Source organism: Variovorax boronicumulans (assembly GCF_009811375.1).
In the GTDB taxonomy this organism is placed as follows: domain Bacteria; phylum Pseudomonadota; class Gammaproteobacteria; order Burkholderiales; family Burkholderiaceae_C; genus Variovorax; species Variovorax boronicumulans.
In genome coordinates, this window is record NZ_BKDH01000001.1 from 3,377,035 (window position 1) to 3,395,142 (window position 18,108).

The 18,108-nt window shown below is 67.8% G+C and carries 17 protein-coding genes; 9 read left to right on the top strand and 8 right to left on the bottom strand.

What is annotated here, in order from left to right; genetic code table 11:
• Nucleotides 1-188: 188 nt before the first annotated feature.
• The 8 genes from VHAB30_RS15560 to VHAB30_RS15595 form a co-directional block, all read right to left on the bottom strand.
• Entirely contained in the window at nucleotides 189-1,625 is a 1,437-nt protein-coding gene (locus tag VHAB30_RS15560) for an aldehyde dehydrogenase family protein (protein ID WP_159277594.1), read from the bottom strand.
• A 53-nt stretch (nucleotides 1,626-1,678) separates the two neighbouring features.
• Complete coding sequence (locus tag VHAB30_RS15565; protein ID WP_159277595.1) at nucleotides 1,679-2,776, bottom strand: SMP-30/gluconolactonase/LRE family protein; 1,098 nt, start codon at nucleotides 2,774-2,776, stop codon at nucleotides 1,679-1,681.
• Nucleotides 2,777-2,825: 49 nt separating this feature from the next.
• Nucleotides 2,826-4,187, bottom strand: coding sequence for a glucarate dehydratase (gudD, locus tag VHAB30_RS15570; protein ID WP_159277596.1), 1,362 nt, complete (start codon nucleotides 4,185-4,187; stop codon nucleotides 2,826-2,828).
• A 16-nt stretch (nucleotides 4,188-4,203) separates the two neighbouring features.
• On the bottom strand, nucleotides 4,204-5,184 hold the full coding sequence (locus VHAB30_RS15575) for a Bug family tripartite tricarboxylate transporter substrate binding protein (RefSeq protein WP_390903997.1): 981 nt from the start codon (nucleotides 5,182-5,184) through the stop codon (nucleotides 4,204-4,206).
• A gap of 23 nt (nucleotides 5,185-5,207) precedes the next feature.
• Nucleotides 5,208-5,666, bottom strand: a complete 459-nt coding sequence (locus tag VHAB30_RS15580) for a nuclear transport factor 2 family protein (RefSeq protein ID WP_159277598.1) — start codon at nucleotides 5,664-5,666, stop codon at nucleotides 5,208-5,210.
• A gap of 52 nt (nucleotides 5,667-5,718) precedes the next feature.
• Nucleotides 5,719-6,630 carry a 5-dehydro-4-deoxyglucarate dehydratase gene (kdgD, locus tag VHAB30_RS15585; RefSeq protein ID WP_159277599.1) on the bottom strand — a complete coding sequence of 304 codons (912 nt, stop codon included), beginning with the start codon at nucleotides 6,628-6,630 and terminating at the stop codon, nucleotides 5,719-5,721.
• A 55-nt stretch (nucleotides 6,631-6,685) separates the two neighbouring features.
• Nucleotides 6,686-7,675, bottom strand: coding sequence for a Bug family tripartite tricarboxylate transporter substrate binding protein (locus VHAB30_RS15590; RefSeq protein WP_159277600.1), 990 nt, complete (start codon nucleotides 7,673-7,675; stop codon nucleotides 6,686-6,688).
• Between the two features lie 123 nt (nucleotides 7,676-7,798).
• Nucleotides 7,799-8,659: a FadR/GntR family transcriptional regulator gene (locus VHAB30_RS15595; RefSeq protein ID WP_159277601.1), complete on the bottom strand. Its 861-nt coding sequence runs from the start codon at nucleotides 8,657-8,659 to the stop codon at nucleotides 7,799-7,801.
• Between the two features lie 110 nt (nucleotides 8,660-8,769).
• On the opposite strand from VHAB30_RS15595, the gene VHAB30_RS15600 reads away from it, so the two are divergent.
• The 9 genes from VHAB30_RS15600 to VHAB30_RS15640 all read left to right on the top strand — a co-directional run bounded on the left by VHAB30_RS15600 (nucleotide 8,770) and on the right by VHAB30_RS15640 (nucleotide 17,852).
• A complete protein-coding gene (locus VHAB30_RS15600) occupies nucleotides 8,770-9,594 on the top strand; it encodes an NAD-dependent epimerase/dehydratase family protein (RefSeq protein WP_159277602.1) in 825 nt (274 codons plus the stop codon).
• A 14-nt stretch (nucleotides 9,595-9,608) separates the two neighbouring features.
• Nucleotides 9,609-10,499 carry an SMP-30/gluconolactonase/LRE family protein gene (locus VHAB30_RS15605; RefSeq protein WP_159277603.1) on the top strand — a complete coding sequence of 297 codons (891 nt, stop codon included), beginning with the start codon at nucleotides 9,609-9,611 and terminating at the stop codon, nucleotides 10,497-10,499.
• Nucleotides 10,500-10,549: 50 nt separating this feature from the next.
• Nucleotides 10,550-11,527 (top strand): TRAP transporter substrate-binding protein, encoded by a 978-nt coding sequence (locus VHAB30_RS15610; RefSeq protein ID WP_070059672.1) that lies wholly within the window; start codon nucleotides 10,550-10,552, stop codon nucleotides 11,525-11,527.
• Between the two features lie 96 nt (nucleotides 11,528-11,623).
• Nucleotides 11,624-12,112 (top strand): TRAP transporter small permease, encoded by a 489-nt coding sequence (locus tag VHAB30_RS15615; RefSeq protein ID WP_062470671.1) that lies wholly within the window; start codon nucleotides 11,624-11,626, stop codon nucleotides 12,110-12,112.
• Nucleotides 12,113-12,120: 8 nt separating this feature from the next.
• The gene (locus VHAB30_RS15620; protein WP_070059673.1) at nucleotides 12,121-13,416 is read left to right on the top strand and encodes a TRAP transporter large permease; all 1,296 of its coding nucleotides are present in this window, start codon (nucleotides 12,121-12,123) and stop codon (nucleotides 13,414-13,416) included.
• Between the two features lie 22 nt (nucleotides 13,417-13,438).
• Entirely contained in the window at nucleotides 13,439-15,010 is a 1,572-nt protein-coding gene (gene garD, locus VHAB30_RS15625; RefSeq protein ID WP_159277604.1) for a galactarate dehydratase, read from the top strand.
• A gap of 26 nt (nucleotides 15,011-15,036) precedes the next feature.
• A complete protein-coding gene (locus VHAB30_RS15630) occupies nucleotides 15,037-15,798 on the top strand; it encodes an SDR family NAD(P)-dependent oxidoreductase (protein WP_159277605.1) in 762 nt (253 codons plus the stop codon).
• Between the two features lie 54 nt (nucleotides 15,799-15,852).
• On the top strand, nucleotides 15,853-16,833 hold the full coding sequence (locus tag VHAB30_RS15635) for a tripartite tricarboxylate transporter substrate binding protein (RefSeq protein ID WP_159277606.1): 981 nt from the start codon (nucleotides 15,853-15,855) through the stop codon (nucleotides 16,831-16,833).
• Nucleotides 16,834-16,859: 26 nt separating this feature from the next.
• The gene (locus VHAB30_RS15640) at nucleotides 16,860-17,852 is read left to right on the top strand and encodes a Bug family tripartite tricarboxylate transporter substrate binding protein (protein WP_159277607.1); all 993 of its coding nucleotides are present in this window, start codon (nucleotides 16,860-16,862) and stop codon (nucleotides 17,850-17,852) included.
• The last annotated feature ends 256 nt before the right edge of the window (nucleotides 17,853-18,108 follow it).

Consider the following 18,108-nt stretch of genomic DNA (forward strand, 5'->3'; position numbering starts at 1 on the left):
GGCTGCGCACCACCGCCGCTTCCCGTGCGCAGGACACTGGGTGCTTCCCGCAGCGAAATCAAGGAGGAGGCCGCAGGCCGGGGGACATTCGCGGAGGGAAGTACCCGGTGGCCTGCGCACGCGCCCCGAACCAAGCGGACATAAAAAAGCCCCCAAACAGGGGGCTTTCAACGAGACAAGAAGAAGCGTCAGGCCAACGTGTAAGCCGTCTTCACCGTCGTGAAGAACTCCTGCGCGTACTTGCCCTGCTCACGCGGCCCGTAGCTCGAGCCCTTGCGACCACCGAAGGGCACGTGATAGTCCACCCCCGCCGTCGGCAGGTTCACCATCACCATCCCCGCCTGGCTGTGGCGCTTGAAGTGCGTCGCGTACTTCAGCGAGGTCGTCGCGATGCCGGCCGACAAACCGAACTCGGTGTCGTTCGCCGTCGCCAGCGCCTCTTCGTAGTTCTTCACGCGGATCACGCTCGCCACCGGCCCGAACACCTCCTCGCGGTTGATGCGCATGTTCGCCGCGGACTCGCTGAACAGCGCCGGCGACATGTAGTAGCCGTCCGTCTCCAGCTTCAGCAGCTCACCGCCGGCCGCCAGCGTGGCGCCCTCGCCCTTGCCGATGGCGACGTATTCCATGTCCTGGTCGAGCTGCGACTTCGACGAGACCGGCCCCACGTCGGTGCCCTGCGCGAGCGCATCGCCGACCTTGATCTTCGCCATGCGCGCCTTCATCGCCTCGATGAACTTCGGGTAGATGCCCTCGGTCACGATGAGGCGACTCGACGCCGTGCAGCGCTGGCCGGTCGAGTAGAACGCGCTCTGCACGCTCAGCTCCACAGCCTGCGCGAGGTCGGCGTCGTCGAGCACCACCTGCGGGTTCTTGCCGCCCATTTCGAGCTGCACCTTCTTGTGGTTGGTGACGCACTGGATCGCGATGTTGCGGCCCACGCCCACCGAGCCCGTGAAGCTGATCGCATGGATGCCGGGGTGGTTCACCAGCGCATCGCCGATCACACTGCCGCGCCCCATCACCAGGTTGAACACGCCGGCCGGAATGCCCGAGCGGCTGATGATCTCGGCCAGCGCCCAGGCGCAGCCCGGCACGAGGTCGGCGGGCTTGAGCACCACGCAGTTGCCGAAAGCCAATGCGGGCGCGATCTTCCAGGCGGGAATCGCGATGGGAAAGTTCCACGGCGTGATGAGCCCGACCACACCCACCGGCTCGCGCGTGATCTCCACGCCGATGTTCGGCCGCACCGAAGGCAGCACCTCGCCCGACAGGCGCAGGCACTCACCCGCAAAGAACTTGAAGATCTGCCCCGCGCGCGTGGCCTCGCCGATGCCTTCGGCCTTGGTCTTGCCTTCTTCGCGCGCCAGCAGCGTGCCGAGCTCTTCCTTGCGCGCCAGGATCTCCGTGCCGATCTTGTCGAGCGCATCGGAGCGCGCCTGGATGCTGCCCGTCGCCCAGGCGGGGAAAGCGGCCGTGGCGGCGGCCACGGCGGCGTCGACCTGGCCCTTGTCGCCCTGCGTGTACTGGCCCAGCACGTCGGCCAGGTTGCTGGGGTTGATGTTGGGGCTGTAGCTGTGGCCGGCCAGCCATTCGCCGTTGATGAGGTTGTTGAATTCAGTCATCGTCGATGTCCTTGTGTGCGTGTTGCGGTGAGGAGGTTGGAAAAGTCCCAAGGCTAGGTGGCGCCTTCGGACTCCACGTAGAGGGCGTACAGCGAATGGCTGGCCGCCATGTAGAGGCGGTTGTTCTTGGGGCCGCCGAACGTCAGGTTGGCACAACGTTCGGGCAGGCGGATGAAACCGATGGGCTTGCCTTGCGCATTGAAGATTTTGACGCCATCGAGGTCTTCGGATTTCGCCTGCGGCTGATAGACCTTCATGCCGTTGCCAGCATCGACGGGTTCGGGAGCGACGGCGCCGTTCCAGCCCCAGCCCATCCAGAGATTGCCGTCGCGGTCGACGCGAAAGCCATCGAGCGCCGCGGCGCCCGTGCCGTCGATGAGCTTCAGCTTGTTCGACACGCTGCCGTCGGCCGCCACGTCGTAGCTCCAGAGGCTGCGGTTGGGCGTTCCCTTCCATTCGACGACGTAGAGCTTCTTCTCGTCCGGCGAGAAGGCCAGGCCGTTCGGGTTCACGAGGTCGGTGATCACCGCCGAGAGCTGGCCGTCGGGCGTGAGGCGGTACACGTTGGTCGTCGCCTGCTCGGACGCGGCCTTCTCGCCTTCCCACGTGCCCGAGATGCCGAAGAGCGGGTCGGTGAACCACACGGTGTCGTCCGACTTCACAACCACGTCGTTCGGCGAATTCAGCCGCTTGCCCTGGTAGCGGTCGGCCAGCACGGTCATGCGCCCATCGGCCTCGGTGCGCACCACGCGCCGCGTCACCGAGTGCTCGCAGCTGATGAGGCGGCCCTGCCGGTCGCGCGTGTTGCCGTTGCAGTAGCCGGCGTTCGCCTTGTGGACCTTGAATTCGCCGGTCTTCTCCTCGTAGCGCATCAGCCTGTTGTTCGGGATGTCGCTGCACACGAGGTAGCCCTCGCGCGGCAGGTACACCGGGCCCTCGGCCCAGCGCATGCCGGTGCCGACCTGCTCGAGCGTGCTGCTGTAGATGCGGTACTTCGCAAAGCTAGGGTCGAGGATCAGCACTGACGGGTCGGGATACCGCTGCTGCGGCTTGTAGGGAAACGACTGGGCGCCCGCGGCGGCGGCCACGGCGCCGAGTGCCGAGCCGGCAGCCGCTTGCAGCAGGCGACGGCGATCCATGTGCTTGTTCATTCGGTCTCCTGGGATGTTTCAGCCGTCAGCGCACGAAGGCACCGGGCGCTCAGCGGACCATGCAGGGGCGCTTGTTGTCGAAGGTCCAGTTCGGAATGAGGAACTGCATTGCCTGCGCATCGTTGCGCGCGCCGAGACCATGCTTCAGGTACAGCTGGTGCGCCTTCTCGACCTCGGCCATGTCGAGCTCGATGCCCAGGCCGCCGCGCGTGGGCACCTGCACGAGGCCGCCCTCGATCTGCAGCGGCGCCTTCGTGAGGCGCTGGCCGTCCTGCCAGATCCAGTGCGTGTCGATGGCCGTGACCTTGCCGGGTGCCGCCGCGGCCACGTGCGTGAACATCGCGAGCGATACGTCGAAGTGGTTGTTCGAATGCGAGCCCCAGGTCAGGCCCCAGGCCTGGCACAGCTGCGCCACGCGCACCGAGCCCTGCATGGTCCAGAAATGCGGGTCGGCCAGCGGAATGTCGACCGACTGCAGCGACAGGCTGTGCACCATCTCGCGCCAGTCGGTGGCGACCATGTTGGTGGCGGTGGGCAGGCCGGTGGCGCGGCGGAACTCGGCCATCACCTCGCGGCCCGAGAACACGCCTTCGGCGCCGCACGGGTCTTCGGCATAGGCCATCACGCCGTGCAGGTCGCGGCACAGGCGGATGGCGTCGGCCAGCAGCCAGCCGCCGTTGGGGTCGAGCGTGACGCGCGCCTGCGGAAAGCGCGCGTGCAGCGCGCGGATGGCTTCGACCTCTTCCTCGCCGCGCAGCACGCCGCCCTTGAGCTTGAAGTCGATGAAACCGTAGCGCGCATGCGTGGCCTCGGCCAGGCGCACGATGGCCTCGGGGGTCATGGCTTCTTCGTGGCGCAGGCGGAACCAGTCGTTGTCGGCGCCGGGGTCGGTCTCGTACGGCAGGTCGGTCTTGGTGCGGTCGCCCACGTAGAACAGGTAGCCGAGCATCTGCACCGCATCGCGCTGCTGGCCTTCGCCGAGCAGCGCGGCCACGGGCACGCCCAGGTGCTGGCCCAGCAGGTCGAGCAGCGCGGCTTCGGCGGCCGTCACGGCGTGGATGGTCACGCGCAGGTCGAAGGTCTGCAGGCCGCGCCCGCCGCTGTCGCGCGCGGCAAAGGCGCTGCGCATGCGGTTGAGCACGGCGTTGTGGTTGCCGATGGGCTGGCCCACGATGAGGTCGCGCGCGTCTTCAAGCGTCTGGCGGATCTTCTCGCCGCCCGGCACCTCGCCCACGCCGGTGTGGCCGGCGCTGTCGGTGAGGATCAGCAGGTTGCGCGTGAAGAACGGGCCGTGCGCGCCGCTGAGGTTCATCAGCATGCTGTCGTGGCCGGCCACGGGCACGACGCGCATGGCGGTGACGACGGGCGCGCCCGACACGACGGAGGAAGCAGCGGATTCAGGAGAGGTCATCTTCGGGCTCGGTGGCTCAGTCTGCGGTGATGTGGCGGGTGTCGATCAATGTCTTCCATCGCGCCCACTCGCGCAACTGGAAGGCGGTGAAGTCTTCGGGCGTGCTGGCGACGATTTCCAGGCCCTGGTCGAGCATGCGCTTCTTGGTCTCGGGGTCCTGCATGGCGGCGATGACCGCGTCGCTCAGCTTCTTCTTCGTGGCGGGCGGCAGGCCCTTGGGCGCGGCCATGCCCTGCCACGAATAGACCTCGGCGCCCTTCACGCCGGCCTCGGCGAGCGTGGGCACGTCGGGCAGCACGGGCGAGCGCTTGTCGCCGGTGACGGCCAGCGCGCGCAGCTTGCCGGCGCGGATGTGCGGCAGCACGGCGTTCACGTTCTGGAACGAGAAATCGACCTGGTTGCCCAGCAGGTCGTTCACCGCCGGCGCGCCGCCCTTGTAGGGAACGTGCACGCCTTCGGTCTTCGATTGCTGCCAGAAGAGCTCGGCCGAGAGGTGGTCGGACGAGCCGTTACCAGAGCTCGCGAACGAGACCTTGCCGGGCGTCTTGCGCAGGAGCGCGAGCAGGTCGGCCACGCTGCGCTCGGGCCGCGCGACATTCGCCACGAGCACGTTGGGCGCCTGCACGGGCACGCTGATGTAGTCGAAGTCCTTGGTGGCGTCGTAGGGCACGCTCTTTTGCAGGTGCGGCGTGACGACGAAGGCGCCCAGCGACGACACCAGCAGCGTGTAGCCGTCGGGCAGTGCGCGCCGCACGAAGCCGGTGCCGATGGTGCCGGTGGCACCGGGCCGGTTGTCGACGACGAAGCTGCCGCCGAGCTTGGCCTGCAGCTGCTGCGCCAGCGCGCGCGCCACCATGTCGGTGGAGCCACCGGCGGGGAACGGCACGATGATCGTCACGGGTTTCTGCTGCGGCCATGCCTCGGCCTGCGCCGAGGCGTGCAGCGGCGACAGCAGCGCGGCGGCGGCGAGCGCGAGGCCCGTCGCCAGGAATTGCATTCTCTTCATGCGCGGTGGTCCGATCAGGAAGGAAGGCGCACAGCCTGGCGCGCGAGCAGCTTCCACTCGCCGCCCTGCTTCTGCCAGACGCCAAGGATCTTCAGCGCGACCTTGCCGGGCTTGCCTGAGTCGTTGGTGTCGGCCGTGAGCGTGTGGCGCACGATGGCGGTGTTTCCGTCGACGACCTTGATGGTCTGGTCGGTGATCGCGATGGTCACGAAGTCCGACTTGCGGTCGAGCAGGTCGGCGATGAAGCTGGCCTGCGTGTCGACCTTGCCGCCCGAATGGCCGTAGCTCAGGTCGTCGGCCACCAGCGCGCGCAGCGCGGCCGGCGTCGGGTCGACCATGGCGACGCGCAGCCGCTCGGCGGCCGCGGCCACTGCCGGTTCGGCCGATGCGCCGCTGTTGCGGCCTCCGCTGGCGGCGCAGCCCGCGAACACGGCGGTCGCTGCGGCGGCGAGCAGGAATTTTCTGATGAGCATGTCGTTGTCTCCTGTTTGTTTTGTGGTGCGGTCGACTGCGATCAGTGCCTGCTTACTGCGGGCCGAGCGTGTCGATGAGCGCCTTCAGTGCGTCCATCTCGTCGGGCTTCAGGTCGGTCAGCGGCGCGCGCACGGGGCCGGCGTCGTGGCCGACCAACTTGGCGCCCGCCTTCACGATGCTCACGGCGTAGCCGGGCACGCGGTTGCGCAGCTCCAGGTAGGGCATGAAGAAGTTCTTCAGCAGACGGTGCTGCGTGGCCATGTCGTCGTTGGCAACCGCGTGATAGAAATCCATCGCCGTCTTCGGAATGAAGTTGAAGACCGCCGACGAATACACGGGCGTGCCCATCGCCTTGTAGGCCGCGGCATACACCTCTGCGGTCGGCAGGCCGCCCAGGTAGGCGAAGCGGTCGCCCATCTTCTGGAAGATCGCGACCATCGCTTCGATGTCGCCCACGCCGTCCTTGAAGCCGACGAGGTTCGGGTTGCGCTCGGCCAGGCGGGCCAGCGTGTCGGGCTTGAGGCGGCTCGAGGCGCGGTTGTAGACGATCACGCCGAACTTCACGCTCTTGCACACGGCTTCGACGTGCGCGGCCAGGCCTTCCTGGCCGGCTTCGGTGAGGTAGTGCGGCAGCAGCAGGATGCCGTGCGCGCCGGCCTTCTCTGCCGCTTGCGCGCATTGAATGGCGAAGCGCGTCGGGCCGCCGGCGCCGGCAATGATCGGCACCACGCCGCGGCAGGTGTCGACGGCGGTCTGGATGATTTCGGGGTACTCCTCACCCGTCAGCGAGAAGAACTCGCCCGTGCCGCCCGCGGCAAACAGCGCGCTCGCGCCGTAGGGCGCCAGCCATTCGAGGCGCTCGACGTAGCCCTTCTTGTGGAAGTCGCCGTTGCTGTCGAAGTCGGTCAGCGGGAACGAGAGCAGGCCGGAGCCCATGATGGTCTTGAGTTCTTGCGGGTTCATCGGAAGTCGTCCAGTGAAAAATGAAAAAGAGAAATGAGGAAGAAAGAGGGGCCGCTCAATCGAGCTTCAGGTTGGCCTGCTGGATGACCTGCGCCCAGCGCGCGCGCTCCTTGGCGAAGAACTGGTCCTGCTCGGGCGCGGTCATGGTCACGACCTCGGCGCCCTGCCCCGCAAGGCGCGCCCGGATGTCGGGCGTGCGGATGATGCGGACCAGTTCCCTGTTGAGCCGGGCGATCACCGCGTCAGGGGTGCCGCGCGCTGCGACCACGCCCTGCCATGTGCCCGACTCGTAGCCGGGAACGCCCTGCTCCGCGATGGTCGGCACGTTGCCGATCAGCGGCATGCGCGTCGACTTCGACACGGCGATGAGCTTGAGCTTGCCGCTCTGCACATGCGGATAGGTGGCCAGCATGCCGTTCATGAGCACCTGCGTCTGGCCCGCGACGGTGTCGAGCACGGCCTGCACGCCGCCCTTGTAAGGCACGTATTCCCACTTGGCGCCGCTCTTGCGCTGCAGCTCGACGCCCGCGAGGTGCGCGGTGCTGCCGCTGGCGGTGACGGCGAAGTTGAGGTCGCTCTTCTTCGACAGCTCGACCAGTTCCTTCAGCGTGTTGGCCTGCACCGACGGGTGCACCACCAGCAAGTGCGGCGAGTACGCCAGCATGGCCACGCTGCGCAGGTCTTTCGTCGGATCGAACGGCAGCTTGGGGTACAGCGACGGGCTGATGGCCAGCGCGCCGAGGTCGCACAGCATGAGCGTGTGGCCGTCGCCCGGCGCCTTGGCGAGCATGTCGGCGCCGAGGTTGCCGTTGGCGCCCGCGCGGTTCTCGATGACCACGGGCTGGCCCAGCGCTTCGGACAGCGGCTGGCCGATGGCGCGCGCAATGATGTCCGACGAGCCGCCCGGCGGGTACGGCACGATGAGACGAATGGGCTTGGAAGGCCAGGTGCCGCCCGCCCCTTGCGCAAACGCGTGCAAGGGCAGGCTGGCGGCCAGTGTGGTGGCGAGGGCGGCGCCGAGCGCGCCGCGTCGGTTGACGGTCATGGGGGCTGTCTCCTGAAGTTCGATGCAGGCATGCGGGGCCGCGATGGCCCAGCATGTTATCAGTCATCGTACAACTAGAAAATCAGCTTGTCCAGACTTGAGCCCCGAAAACCCGGGGAGAACTCAGCGCGAAGGGGTGTTGTCGGACGAGGCGCCGCCGTTTCCGGCCGCCTCCGCCCTGGCTTTCTGTTGTTGCGCAGCTTCCTGCGCCATGCGCAGCCGCTCGCGGCTGTTGGTCAGGTGGATGCGCATCGCGGCGCGTGCCGACTCGGGGTCGCGGCGCGCGATGGCCGCGTAGATTTCCTCGTGCTCGCGGTTCACGCGGCTCAGGTAGCTGCCGTCCTGCACGCGGATCGCGCTGATGCGCGTGCGCGGGATGATCGTCGTGCCCAGGTGCCGCATGATGTCGGCGAAGTAGGGGTTGCCGGTCGACTGCGCGATCTCCAGGTGGAAGGCGAAGTCGGGTCCCACGGTGTCGCCGCCCACCTTGACGTTCTGCTCGAACGCATCGAGCGCCTGGCGCATCGCGACCAGCTGCTCGTCGGTGCGCCGGCTCGCGGCCAGCCCGGCGGATTCGGTCTCCAGGCTGATGCGCAGCTCGAGCACGGCGAGCACGTCGACCGAGGTCGCGATCTCGCCAGGATCGAGGCGGAACACCCCGCCCATGCCGCCCGGACGCGGCTGCAGCACGAAGGTGCCCACGCCGTGCAGCGTCTCGACCAGCCCGCCCGCCTGCAGCTTGGACAGCGCCTCGCGCACCACGGTGCGGCTCACGCCGTAGGCCTGCATGATGGCCGACTCGGTCGGCAGCTTGTCGCCGGGGCGCAGCGACTGGCTGCGGATCTTCTCGCCCAGGTCTTCCACCAGCCCGTTCGCCAGGCCGCGCGCGCGCTGGCGCGGCCGCCCCACGAAAGCGGCGTTGCCCGCCGGGTTGTCAGCGGTCGTTGTCTGAACTTCGGGATTACCCGCAGTCGTTGAGGCCATGACGACGATCATAATCCCCTCACAGTTGTACGACAACAGATAACTTATCACCTAAAAAACGGTGACGACGTTGTCCACCTCCTCCGCTTCCCCTCACACATCCCGAAGACATGTCGACGCCTGAAGCCCCCTCCCCCCAGCTCGGCCGCCTGCTGCTGACCGGCGCCGCCGGCGGCCTGGGCCGCGTGCTGCGCGAACGGCTCGCGCCTTTTGCGAACGTGATCCGCCTCTCCGACATCGCCGACATCGCGCCGGCCACGGGCGCGCATGAAGAAATCGTGCCCTGCGACCTGTCCGACAAGGCCGCGGTCGATGCGCTGGTGGCCGGCTGCGATGCCATCGCCCATTTCGGCGGCGTGTCGGTCGAGCGCCCGTTCGAGGAGGTGCTCGAAGCCAACATCAAGGGCGTGTTCAATTTGTACGAAGCCACGCGCCGCCACGGCGTGAAGCGCGTGGTGTTCGCCAGCTCGAACCACGTGATCGGCTTCTACAAGCAGGACGAACACATCGACGCGCACGCCGCGCGCCGGCCCGACGGCTACTACGGCCTGTCGAAGTCCTTCGGCGAGGACATGGCGCAGTTCTACTTCGACCGCTGGGGCATCGAGACGGTGAGCATCCGCATCGGCTCGTCGTTCCCCGAGCCGCTCAACCGCCGCATGATGAGCACGTGGCTCAGCTACCGCGACCTCACGGCGCTGATCCAGAAGTCGCTCTTCACGCCCGGCGTGAAGCACACGGTGGTCTACGGCATGTCGGCCAACCGCGACCTGTGGTGGGACAACGCCGCCGCCGCGCACCTGGGCTTCGTGCCACAGGACAGCTCCGAGGTGTTCCGCGACAAGGTCGAGGCACAGCCGCCGGTGGCCTCCACCGACCCGAACGCCATCTACCAGGGCGGCGCCTTCACCGCGCAAGGCCCGTTCGGCGACTGAACGGGCCGCACCGCATGCAAGCCGAACTCGTTCTCGACGCGCGCAACGGCACGGGCGAAAGCCCGGTGTGGCTGGCCGCGCAGCAGGCGCTGTACTGGGTCGACATTCCCGCGCGCACGCTCAACCGCTTGCACGCCAGCGAAGGCCATGTGAAGTGGCAGGCCGATGAAATGATCGCCTGCATCGCACCGCGTGCCGACCGGCCCGGCGAGTGGATCGCCGGCATGGAAAGCGGCCTGTTCGCGCTGCGCGAGCGCACCGACGGCACGCTCGCGGCGACGCCGCTCGCCCCGGTGGCGCACGCCGCGCCGGGCATGCGCTTCAACGACGGTCGCTGCGACCGGCAAGGCCGCTTCTGGGCCGGCACGATGCTGCTGGACATGGCCGCGGGCGCGCGCGTCGGCCGCCTGTACCGCCACAGCCCCGGCGACAACGGCGCAACGCTGCAGCTGGACGACCTGATCGTGCCCAACGGCCTGGCCTTCAGCCCCGACGGCCGCACGATGTACCTGTCGGACTCGCACCCGAGCGTGCAGGCCGTCTGGGCCTTCGACTACGACACCGACACCGGCACGCCGAGCAACCGCCGTCTCTTCGTCGACATGAATCCCCTGCCCGGCCGCCCCGACGGCGCGGCGATGGACATCGACGGCTGCTACTGGATCTGCGGCAACGACGCCGGCCTGGTGCACCGCTTCACGCCCGACGGCCGGCTCGACCGCTCGCTCGCCGTGCCGGTGAAGAAGCCCGCCATGTGCGCCTTCGGCGGCCCGACGCTCGACACGCTGTTCGTTACCTCGATCCGCCCCGGCGGCATCGACCTGTCGGACCAGCCGCTGGCTGGCGGCGTGTTCGCACTGCGCCCCGGCGTGGCGGGCGTGCCCGAGCCGGCCTTCGGCGGCTGACCCCTTTCTTTTTCCTTTCATTCACGACAACCACCAAGAGGACGAGACAAATGAAGCTCTACAAGACACTCATCGCACTTGCTGCCGGCGCGGCGGCCGCGTTGACCACGCTGGCTGCCGGCGCCACCGAGTTCCGCTCGGCCGACATCCACCCCGACGACTACCCCACGGTGACTGCCGTGAAGTTCATGAGCGAACGGCTCAAGGCGCTGTCCGGGGGCAAGCACAGCATCAAGGTCTTCAACAACAGCGCGCTCGGCAACGAGAAAGACACGATCGAGCAGACCAAGATCGGCGCGCTGCAGATGGTGCGCGTGAACATCGCGCCCATGAACAACATCTGCCCCGAGACGCAGGTGCCGACCATGCCCTTCCTGTTCCGTTCGGTGGAGCACCTGCACAAGGTGCTCGACGGCCCGGTCGGCGAAGAAATCCTGAAGTCGTGCGAGAAGCAGGGCTTCGTGGGCCTGGCCTACTACGACAGCGGCGCGCGCTCGATGTTCACGGCCAAGAAGCCGGTGCGCAACTTCGCCGACATGAAGGGCCTGAAGGTCCGCGTGCAGCAGTCCGACCTGTGGGTGTCGATGCTCGAGGCCATGGGCGCCAACGCCACGCCGATGCCGATGGGCGAGGTCTACACGGGCCTGAAGACCGGTCTCATCGACGCCGCCGAAAACAACTACCCCACCTACGAAAGCGCGCGCGCCTTCGAGGTCGCCAAGTACTACAGCAAGACCGAGCACTCGATGGCGCCCGAGATGCTGCTGTTCTCAAAGCGCGCGTGGGACAAGCTCTCCGCCGAAGAGCAGGGCTGGCTGCGCCAGGCCGCCAAGGAATCGGTGCCCTACATGCGCAAGCAGTGGCAGGAGCGTGAAGTGAAGTCGCTGGCCACGGTGAAGGCCGGCGGCGCCGAGATCATCGACGTCGACAAGGCCCCGTTCCAGGCCGCGATGAAGCCGGTGTACGACAAGTTCATCACGGACGCGAAGCTCAAGGACCTGGTCAAGCGCGTCCAGGACACGAAGTAAACAGGGCTCGCCCACAGGCTTCGCGCACTTCGTGACCCTGCACCCCTGCTGGGGGCCACGAAGGGGCGGAGCCTCTCCATTTTTCGCGCTGGAAATATGTACACCAAACTTTGCCGCACGCTCGCCCGTGCCTGCATGTGGTTGGGCATCCTCGGTCTCGTCGCGGTGATCTGCGCCGTGAGCTGGCAGGTGTTCGGCCGCTACGTGCTCAACAACACCCCCACCTGGGCCGAGAGCCTCGCGCTGCTGCTGGTGCTCTACGTGACCATGCTGGGCGTGGCCGTGGGCGTGCGCGACGCGGGCCACATCGGACTTGAATCGTTCCTCGTGCTCGCACCCGACTGGCTGCGCCTGAAGATGGAATACCTCATCCACGCGCTGATCCTGCTGTTCGGCCTGGCCATGGCCTGGAACTGCGCCTCGCTCGCCGAATCGGTGTGGGACTACCGCCTGCCCACGCTGTGGATTTCCGAAGGCTGGAAGTACGTGCCCGCCGCCGTGTCGGGCGTCCTCATCGTGATGTTCTCGATCGAACACATCATCGCGCTCGCTCAAGGCCGCGAAGTCGAACCCGCCTGGGGCTGAACCTCATCATGACGACCCCTCTTCTCATTCTTTGCCTCTCGTTCACGCTGTTCCTGCTGCTCGGCGTGCCAGTGGCGTTCTCGATCGGCCTGTCGGCCCTGGCCACGTTGCTGTACGAAGGCCTGCCGCTTGCGGTGGGCTTCCAGCAGATGACCTCGGGCATGGGCATCTTCTCGTTCCTGGCCATTCCCTTCTTCATCTTCGCCGGCGAGCTGATGCTCTACGGCGGCATCGCGGACCGCATCGTCAACTTTGCGCGCAACCTCGTGGGCCACGTGCGCGGCGGCCTGGGCATGTCGAACGTGGTGGCCTGCACCTTGTTCGGCGGCGTCTCGGGCTCGCCCGTGGCGGACGTCTCGGCCATGGGCGCCGTGATGATCCCGATGATGAAGAAAGAGGGCTACCACGCCGACTACGCGGTCAACGTGACGACGCACGCGGCCCTGGTCGGCGCGCTGATGCCGACCAGCCACAACCTCATCATTTACTCGCTCGCGGCAGGCGGCAAGGTGTCGATCGCGGCGCTGATCCTGGCGGCGCTGCTGCCGGCAGCCGTGCTCACGCTGAGCAACCTCGCGGCCGCCTACCTCGTGGCCGTGAAGCGCGGCTACCCGGCCGGCAGCTTCCCCGGCTGGGCCATCGTGGCGCGCTCGTTCGCGGCGGCGCTGCCGGGCCTGTTCATCGTGGTGCTGATCCTCGGCGGCATCCTGTCGGGCATCTTCACGGCGACCGAATCGGCGGCGGTGGCTGTGCTCTATGCGCTGGCGCTCACGATCTTCGTGTACCGCACGCTGAAGTGGGAGCACTTCATCAAGGCCGCCTCGAAGGCCGTGCGCACCACGGGCGTGATCCTGCTGCTCATCGGCATCTCGAGCACCTTCGGCTACCTCATCAGCCTGTACGGCGTGGCCGAGCTCACGGGCCAGATGCTGTCGCAGGTGACGACCACGCCGTGGATGATCTTCCTGCTCATCAACATCATCCTGTTCGTGCTGGGCACCTTCCTGGACATGGCCGCGACGATCCTGCTGTGCACGCCGATCTTCCTGCCGATTGCACAGCAGTACGGCATGACCTCGGTGCAATTCGGCGTGGTGATGCTCATCAACTGCGCGCTCGGCCTGAACACGCCGCCCGTGGGCACCACCCAGTTCGTCGGCTGCGCCATCGGCGGGGTGTCGGTGGGCACGGTGATGCGCACGATCTGGCCCTTCTACGGCGCGTTGATCTTCGCGCTCGGGGTCGTGACCTTCGTGCCGGCGTTTTCCACCTGGTTGCCCAGCCTCTTCATGGTGGTGAAGTAAAGAAAAGAGAAGGGGCCTCCCGATGGCCGATGCGAACACCCGACCGCCGCTGTACATCCGCATCCACGCGGCCGACAACGTCGCCATCGTCGCGAACGACGGCGGCCTGAAGGCCGGCACGGCCTTCGACGACGGCCTGGTGCTGGTCGACACCGTGCCCCAGGGCCACAAGGTGGCGCTCGTCGACCTGGCCGAGGGCGACGCCATCCGCCGCTACAACGTGGTGATCGGCTACGCGCTCAAGGCGCTGCCGCGCGGCAGCTGGGTGCACGAGCGCGTGATGCGCATGCCGGTCGCACCCGAACTCGACGGCCTGCCCATCGCCACGGTCAAGCCCCCTGCCCTGCCACCGCTCGAGGGCTACACCTTCGAGGGCTACCGCAACGCCGACGGTTCGGTGGGCACGCGCAACATCCTCGCAATCACGCAGACCGTGCAATGCGTGGCGGGCGTCACCGAGTTCGCCGTGCAGCGCATCAAGGCCGAGCTGCTGCCGAAGTACCCGAATGTCGATGACGTGGTGGCGCTCGAACACAGCTACGGCTGCGGCGTCGCCATCGACGCGCCGGACGCCATCGTGCCGATCCGCACGCTGCGCAACATCAGCCTCAACCCCAACTTCGGCGGCGAGGTGATGGTCGTGAGCCTGGGCTGCGAGAAGCTGCAGCCCGAGCGGCTGCTGCCGCCCGGCACCATTCCCATCACCGACCAGCGCGGTGCGCCCGCCGAAGATCTCGACGTGGTCTGCCTGCAAGACGACGTGCACGTCGGCTTCATGTCGATGATCGATTCGGTGATGCGACAAGCCGATGTGCACCTCGCGCGCCTGAACAAACGCCAGCGCGAGACCGTGCCCGCGAGCGAGCTCGTCGTGGGCGTGCAGTGCGGCGGCAGCGATGCCTTCTCGGGCGTCACCGCCAACCCGGCCGTGGGCTTTTGCACCGACCTGCTGGTGCGCGCGGGCGCCACCGTGATGTTCTCGGAAGTCACCGAGGTGCGCGACGGCATCGACCAGCTCACCTCGCGCGCGGCCACGCCCGAAGTGGCCGACGCCATGATCCGCGAGATGGCCTGGTACGACGCCTACCTCGACAAGGGCCGCGTCGACCGCAGCGCCAACACCACGCCGGGTAACAAGAAAGGCGGGCTGTCGAACATCGTCGAGAAGGCGATGGGCTCGATCGTCAAGTCGGGCTCGGCGCCGATCACCGGCGTGCTCGCGCCCGGCGAGAAGGTAAAGCAGAAGGGCCTGATCTACGCCGCCACGCCGGCCAGCGACTTCATCTGCGGCACGCTGCAGCTGGCGGCCGGCATGAACCTGCACGTGTTCACCACCGGCCGCGGCACGCCCTACGGGCTGGCCGAGGTGCCGGTGATCAAGGTCGCCACGCGCAGCGACCTCGCGCGCCGCTGGCACGACCTGATGGACGTGAACGCGGGCCGCATCGCCGACGGCGAGGCCAGCATCGAGGACATCGGCTGGGAGATGTTCCGCCTGATGCTCGACGTGGCCAGCGGCCGCAAGAAGACCTGGGCCGAGCACTGGAAGCTGCACAACGCGCTGGTGCTGTTCAACCCGGCACCGGTCACCTGATCGAACCACCCTCACGGAGCACAGCCATGGAAGACCTCAAGGACAAGACCGCCCTCGTCACCGGTGCCAGCACCGGCATCGGCGCCGCGGTGGCCATCGCGTTCGCCGCGCGCGGCATGCGCGTGGCCGTGCACTACAACAGCTCGGCCGATGCGGCGACCCGCGTGGTCGACACCATCCGCGCCGCCGGCGGCACGGCCTTCGCGCTGCAGGCCGACGTGCGCGACACGGCCGCGATCCGCGCCTGCGTGCAGGAAACGACGGCGCAGTTCGGCCGCATCGACGTGCTGGTGAACAACGCCGGCAGCCTGGTCAAACGCATGCCCATCGCCGAGTTCGACGATGCGCTGTTCGACGAAGTGATGCACATCAACGCGCGCTCCGTGCTGGCCTTCTGCCGCGAAGCCGTGCCGCAGATGCGCAAGCAAGGCGGCGGCGCCATCATCAACGTGACCTCGGTGGCCGCGCGCACCGGCGGCGGCCCCGGCGCCTACCTGTATGCGGGCGCCAAGGGCTTCGTGAGCACCGCCACGCACGGCCTGGCGCGGGAACTCGTGGGCGACCGCATCCGCGTGAACGCGGTGGCGCCGGGCGTGATCCAAACGCCGTTCCAGGACCGCTTCTCGACGCCCGCGATGCTCGAAACCTTCAGGACTGGCATCCCGATGGGGCGCCTGGGCACGGCCGACGAATGCGTGGGCGCGTTCCTGTACCTCGCGTCCGAACAGCTCTCGGGCTACGTGACGGGGCAGGTGCTCGAGGTGAACGGCGGGCAGTACATGCCCTGAGCCTGCGCCCTCCCCTGCGCCACACAACAGATCAACAACGGAGACAGAGACACCATGCAAAGAAGCCAGTTCGTCCGCGGCATTGCCGCCCTTTCGGCCACCGCCGCCCTCTCGCTCGGCCTGGCCGCGCCCGCCGCGGCGCAAGCCAACGACTTCCCGAACCGCACCATCGAGCTGCTCGTGCCCTACCAGCCCGGCGGCGGCACCGACGGGCTGGCGCGCGCGTTTTCCGAAGCGAGCCGCAAGCACATTTCGCAGAGCATCGTGATCGTCAACCGTCCCGGCGCGGGCGGCGCCATCGGCTGGACCGAGGTGATCAACGCCAAGCCCAACGGCTACAAGCTCGCGGTGCTCACGGTGGAGCTGCTCACGCTGCCGCACCTGGGCCTGGCCAAGTTCAACTACGACGACTTCCAGCCCATTGCGCAGCTCAACGCCGACCCGGCCGCAATCACCGTGAAGGCCGATGCGCCGTGGAACACCATCGAAGAGTTCCTCGCCGCCGCGAAGAAGTCGCCCGAGAGCATCCGCGTGGGCAACTCGGGCAACGGCTCGATCTGGCACCTGGCCGCCGCCGCGCTCGAAGACAAGACCGGCACCAAGTTCGGCCACATCCCGTTCCAGGGCGCCGCGCCCGCCGTGCTGGCGCTGCTGGGCGGCCACATCGAGGCCGTGGCCGTGAGCCCCGCGGAAGTCACGACGCACGTGCAGGGCGGCAAGCTCAAGGTGCTGATGGTGATGGCCGACAAGCGCGTGAAGGGCTTCGAGAAGATCCCGACCGCCAAGGAGCGCGGCATCGACCTGTCGATCGGCACGTGGCGCGGCCTGGGCGCGCCGAAGAACACGCCGCCCGAAGTGATGGCCAAGCTGCGCGAGATCACCGCCAAGACCGCCGCCGAGCCACTCATGCACGAGGTGATGGACAAGCAGAACCTGGGCTACGTCTACACCGACGGCGCGGTGTTCAAGGAAACGCTGGCCAAGGACAACGCCTACTTCAAGGCGCTGATCACCAAGCTGAACATCAAGCCGTGAACGCGACACGACAAGGAGACACAGCCATGCAACGTCGCACACTCATCCAGTCCGCCCTCGCCGCCTCGCTGGCGGCGGCCCTGCCCGCCTTCGCGCAGGGCGGCAGCACCTGGCCCACGGGCAAGGCGATCACCTACCTCGTGCCCTTTCCCGCGGGCGGCACCACCGACGTGCTGGGCCGCCTCATCGGCCAGAAGCTCGGCACCGTGCTGGGCACGAGCGTGATCATCGACAACAAGGGCGGCGCCGGCGGCAGTGTCGGCTCGGAGATCGGCGCGCGCGCCGCGCCCGACGGCTTCACACTGGTGGGCGGCACGATCAGCTCGCACGCCATCAACGTGAGCCTGTACCCCAAGCTGGGCTACGACCCGCAGAAGTCGTTCGCGCCCGTGACGCTCATCGGCACCAACCCCGTGGTGCTGGTGGTGAACCAGGCCAGCCCCTACAAGACGCTGAAAGACGTGATCGCCGCGAGCAAGGCCAAGGCCGGCGGCCTCTCGTCGGCCTCGGCGGGCACGGGCACCTCGCAGCACCTGGCGCTGGAACTGCTGGGCTACAAGTCGGGCGTGAAGTTCACGCACATCCCGTACAAGGGCAGCGGCCCCGCGATCCAGGACGTGATCGGCGGACAGGTCGACATGATGTTCGACACCACCGTGGTGGCGGGCCCGCACATCCAGAGCGGCAAGCTGCGCGCCATCGCCGTCACCTCGGCCAAGCGACTGGCCTCGATGCCCGATGTGCCCACGGTGGCTGAGTCGGGCGTGCCCGGCCTGCAGGACTTCGAGGTGGTGTCGTGGCAGGCGATCTTCGTGCCCGCGGGCACGCCGCCCCCCGTCGTCGATCGCCTGCACACTGAGATCCGCAAGATCCTCGCGACGCCCGAGATGCAGGACAAGCTCAAGGGCTTCGGGATGGAGCCCGCCGACCTCACGACCGCGCAGATCGCCGCCTTCCAGAAGACGGAAGTGGAGAAGTGGGCGCAGGTGATCAAGGCAGCAGGCATCAAGGCCGACTGACCTCCCCGAATCCGGCAGCCACCACACCCCCACAAGCGCCTGGTGGGCGGTGTGGTGCGGGCGGCCCCTCTGTGCCGCCGAGGCGCGCAGCGTTTCGCGGATCAGGGCTCGCAGCTGTTTGAGCGAAGCGAGTTCTGCGAGACCCCGCGAAACGCGAGCACCGCAGGGCAGCCGCGAAGCGGCCGGCACAGTGGGGCCGACCGCGCCGCACCGCCCACCGGGCGCGCATCCACACAGGTAAAGAACAAGCAAGCAA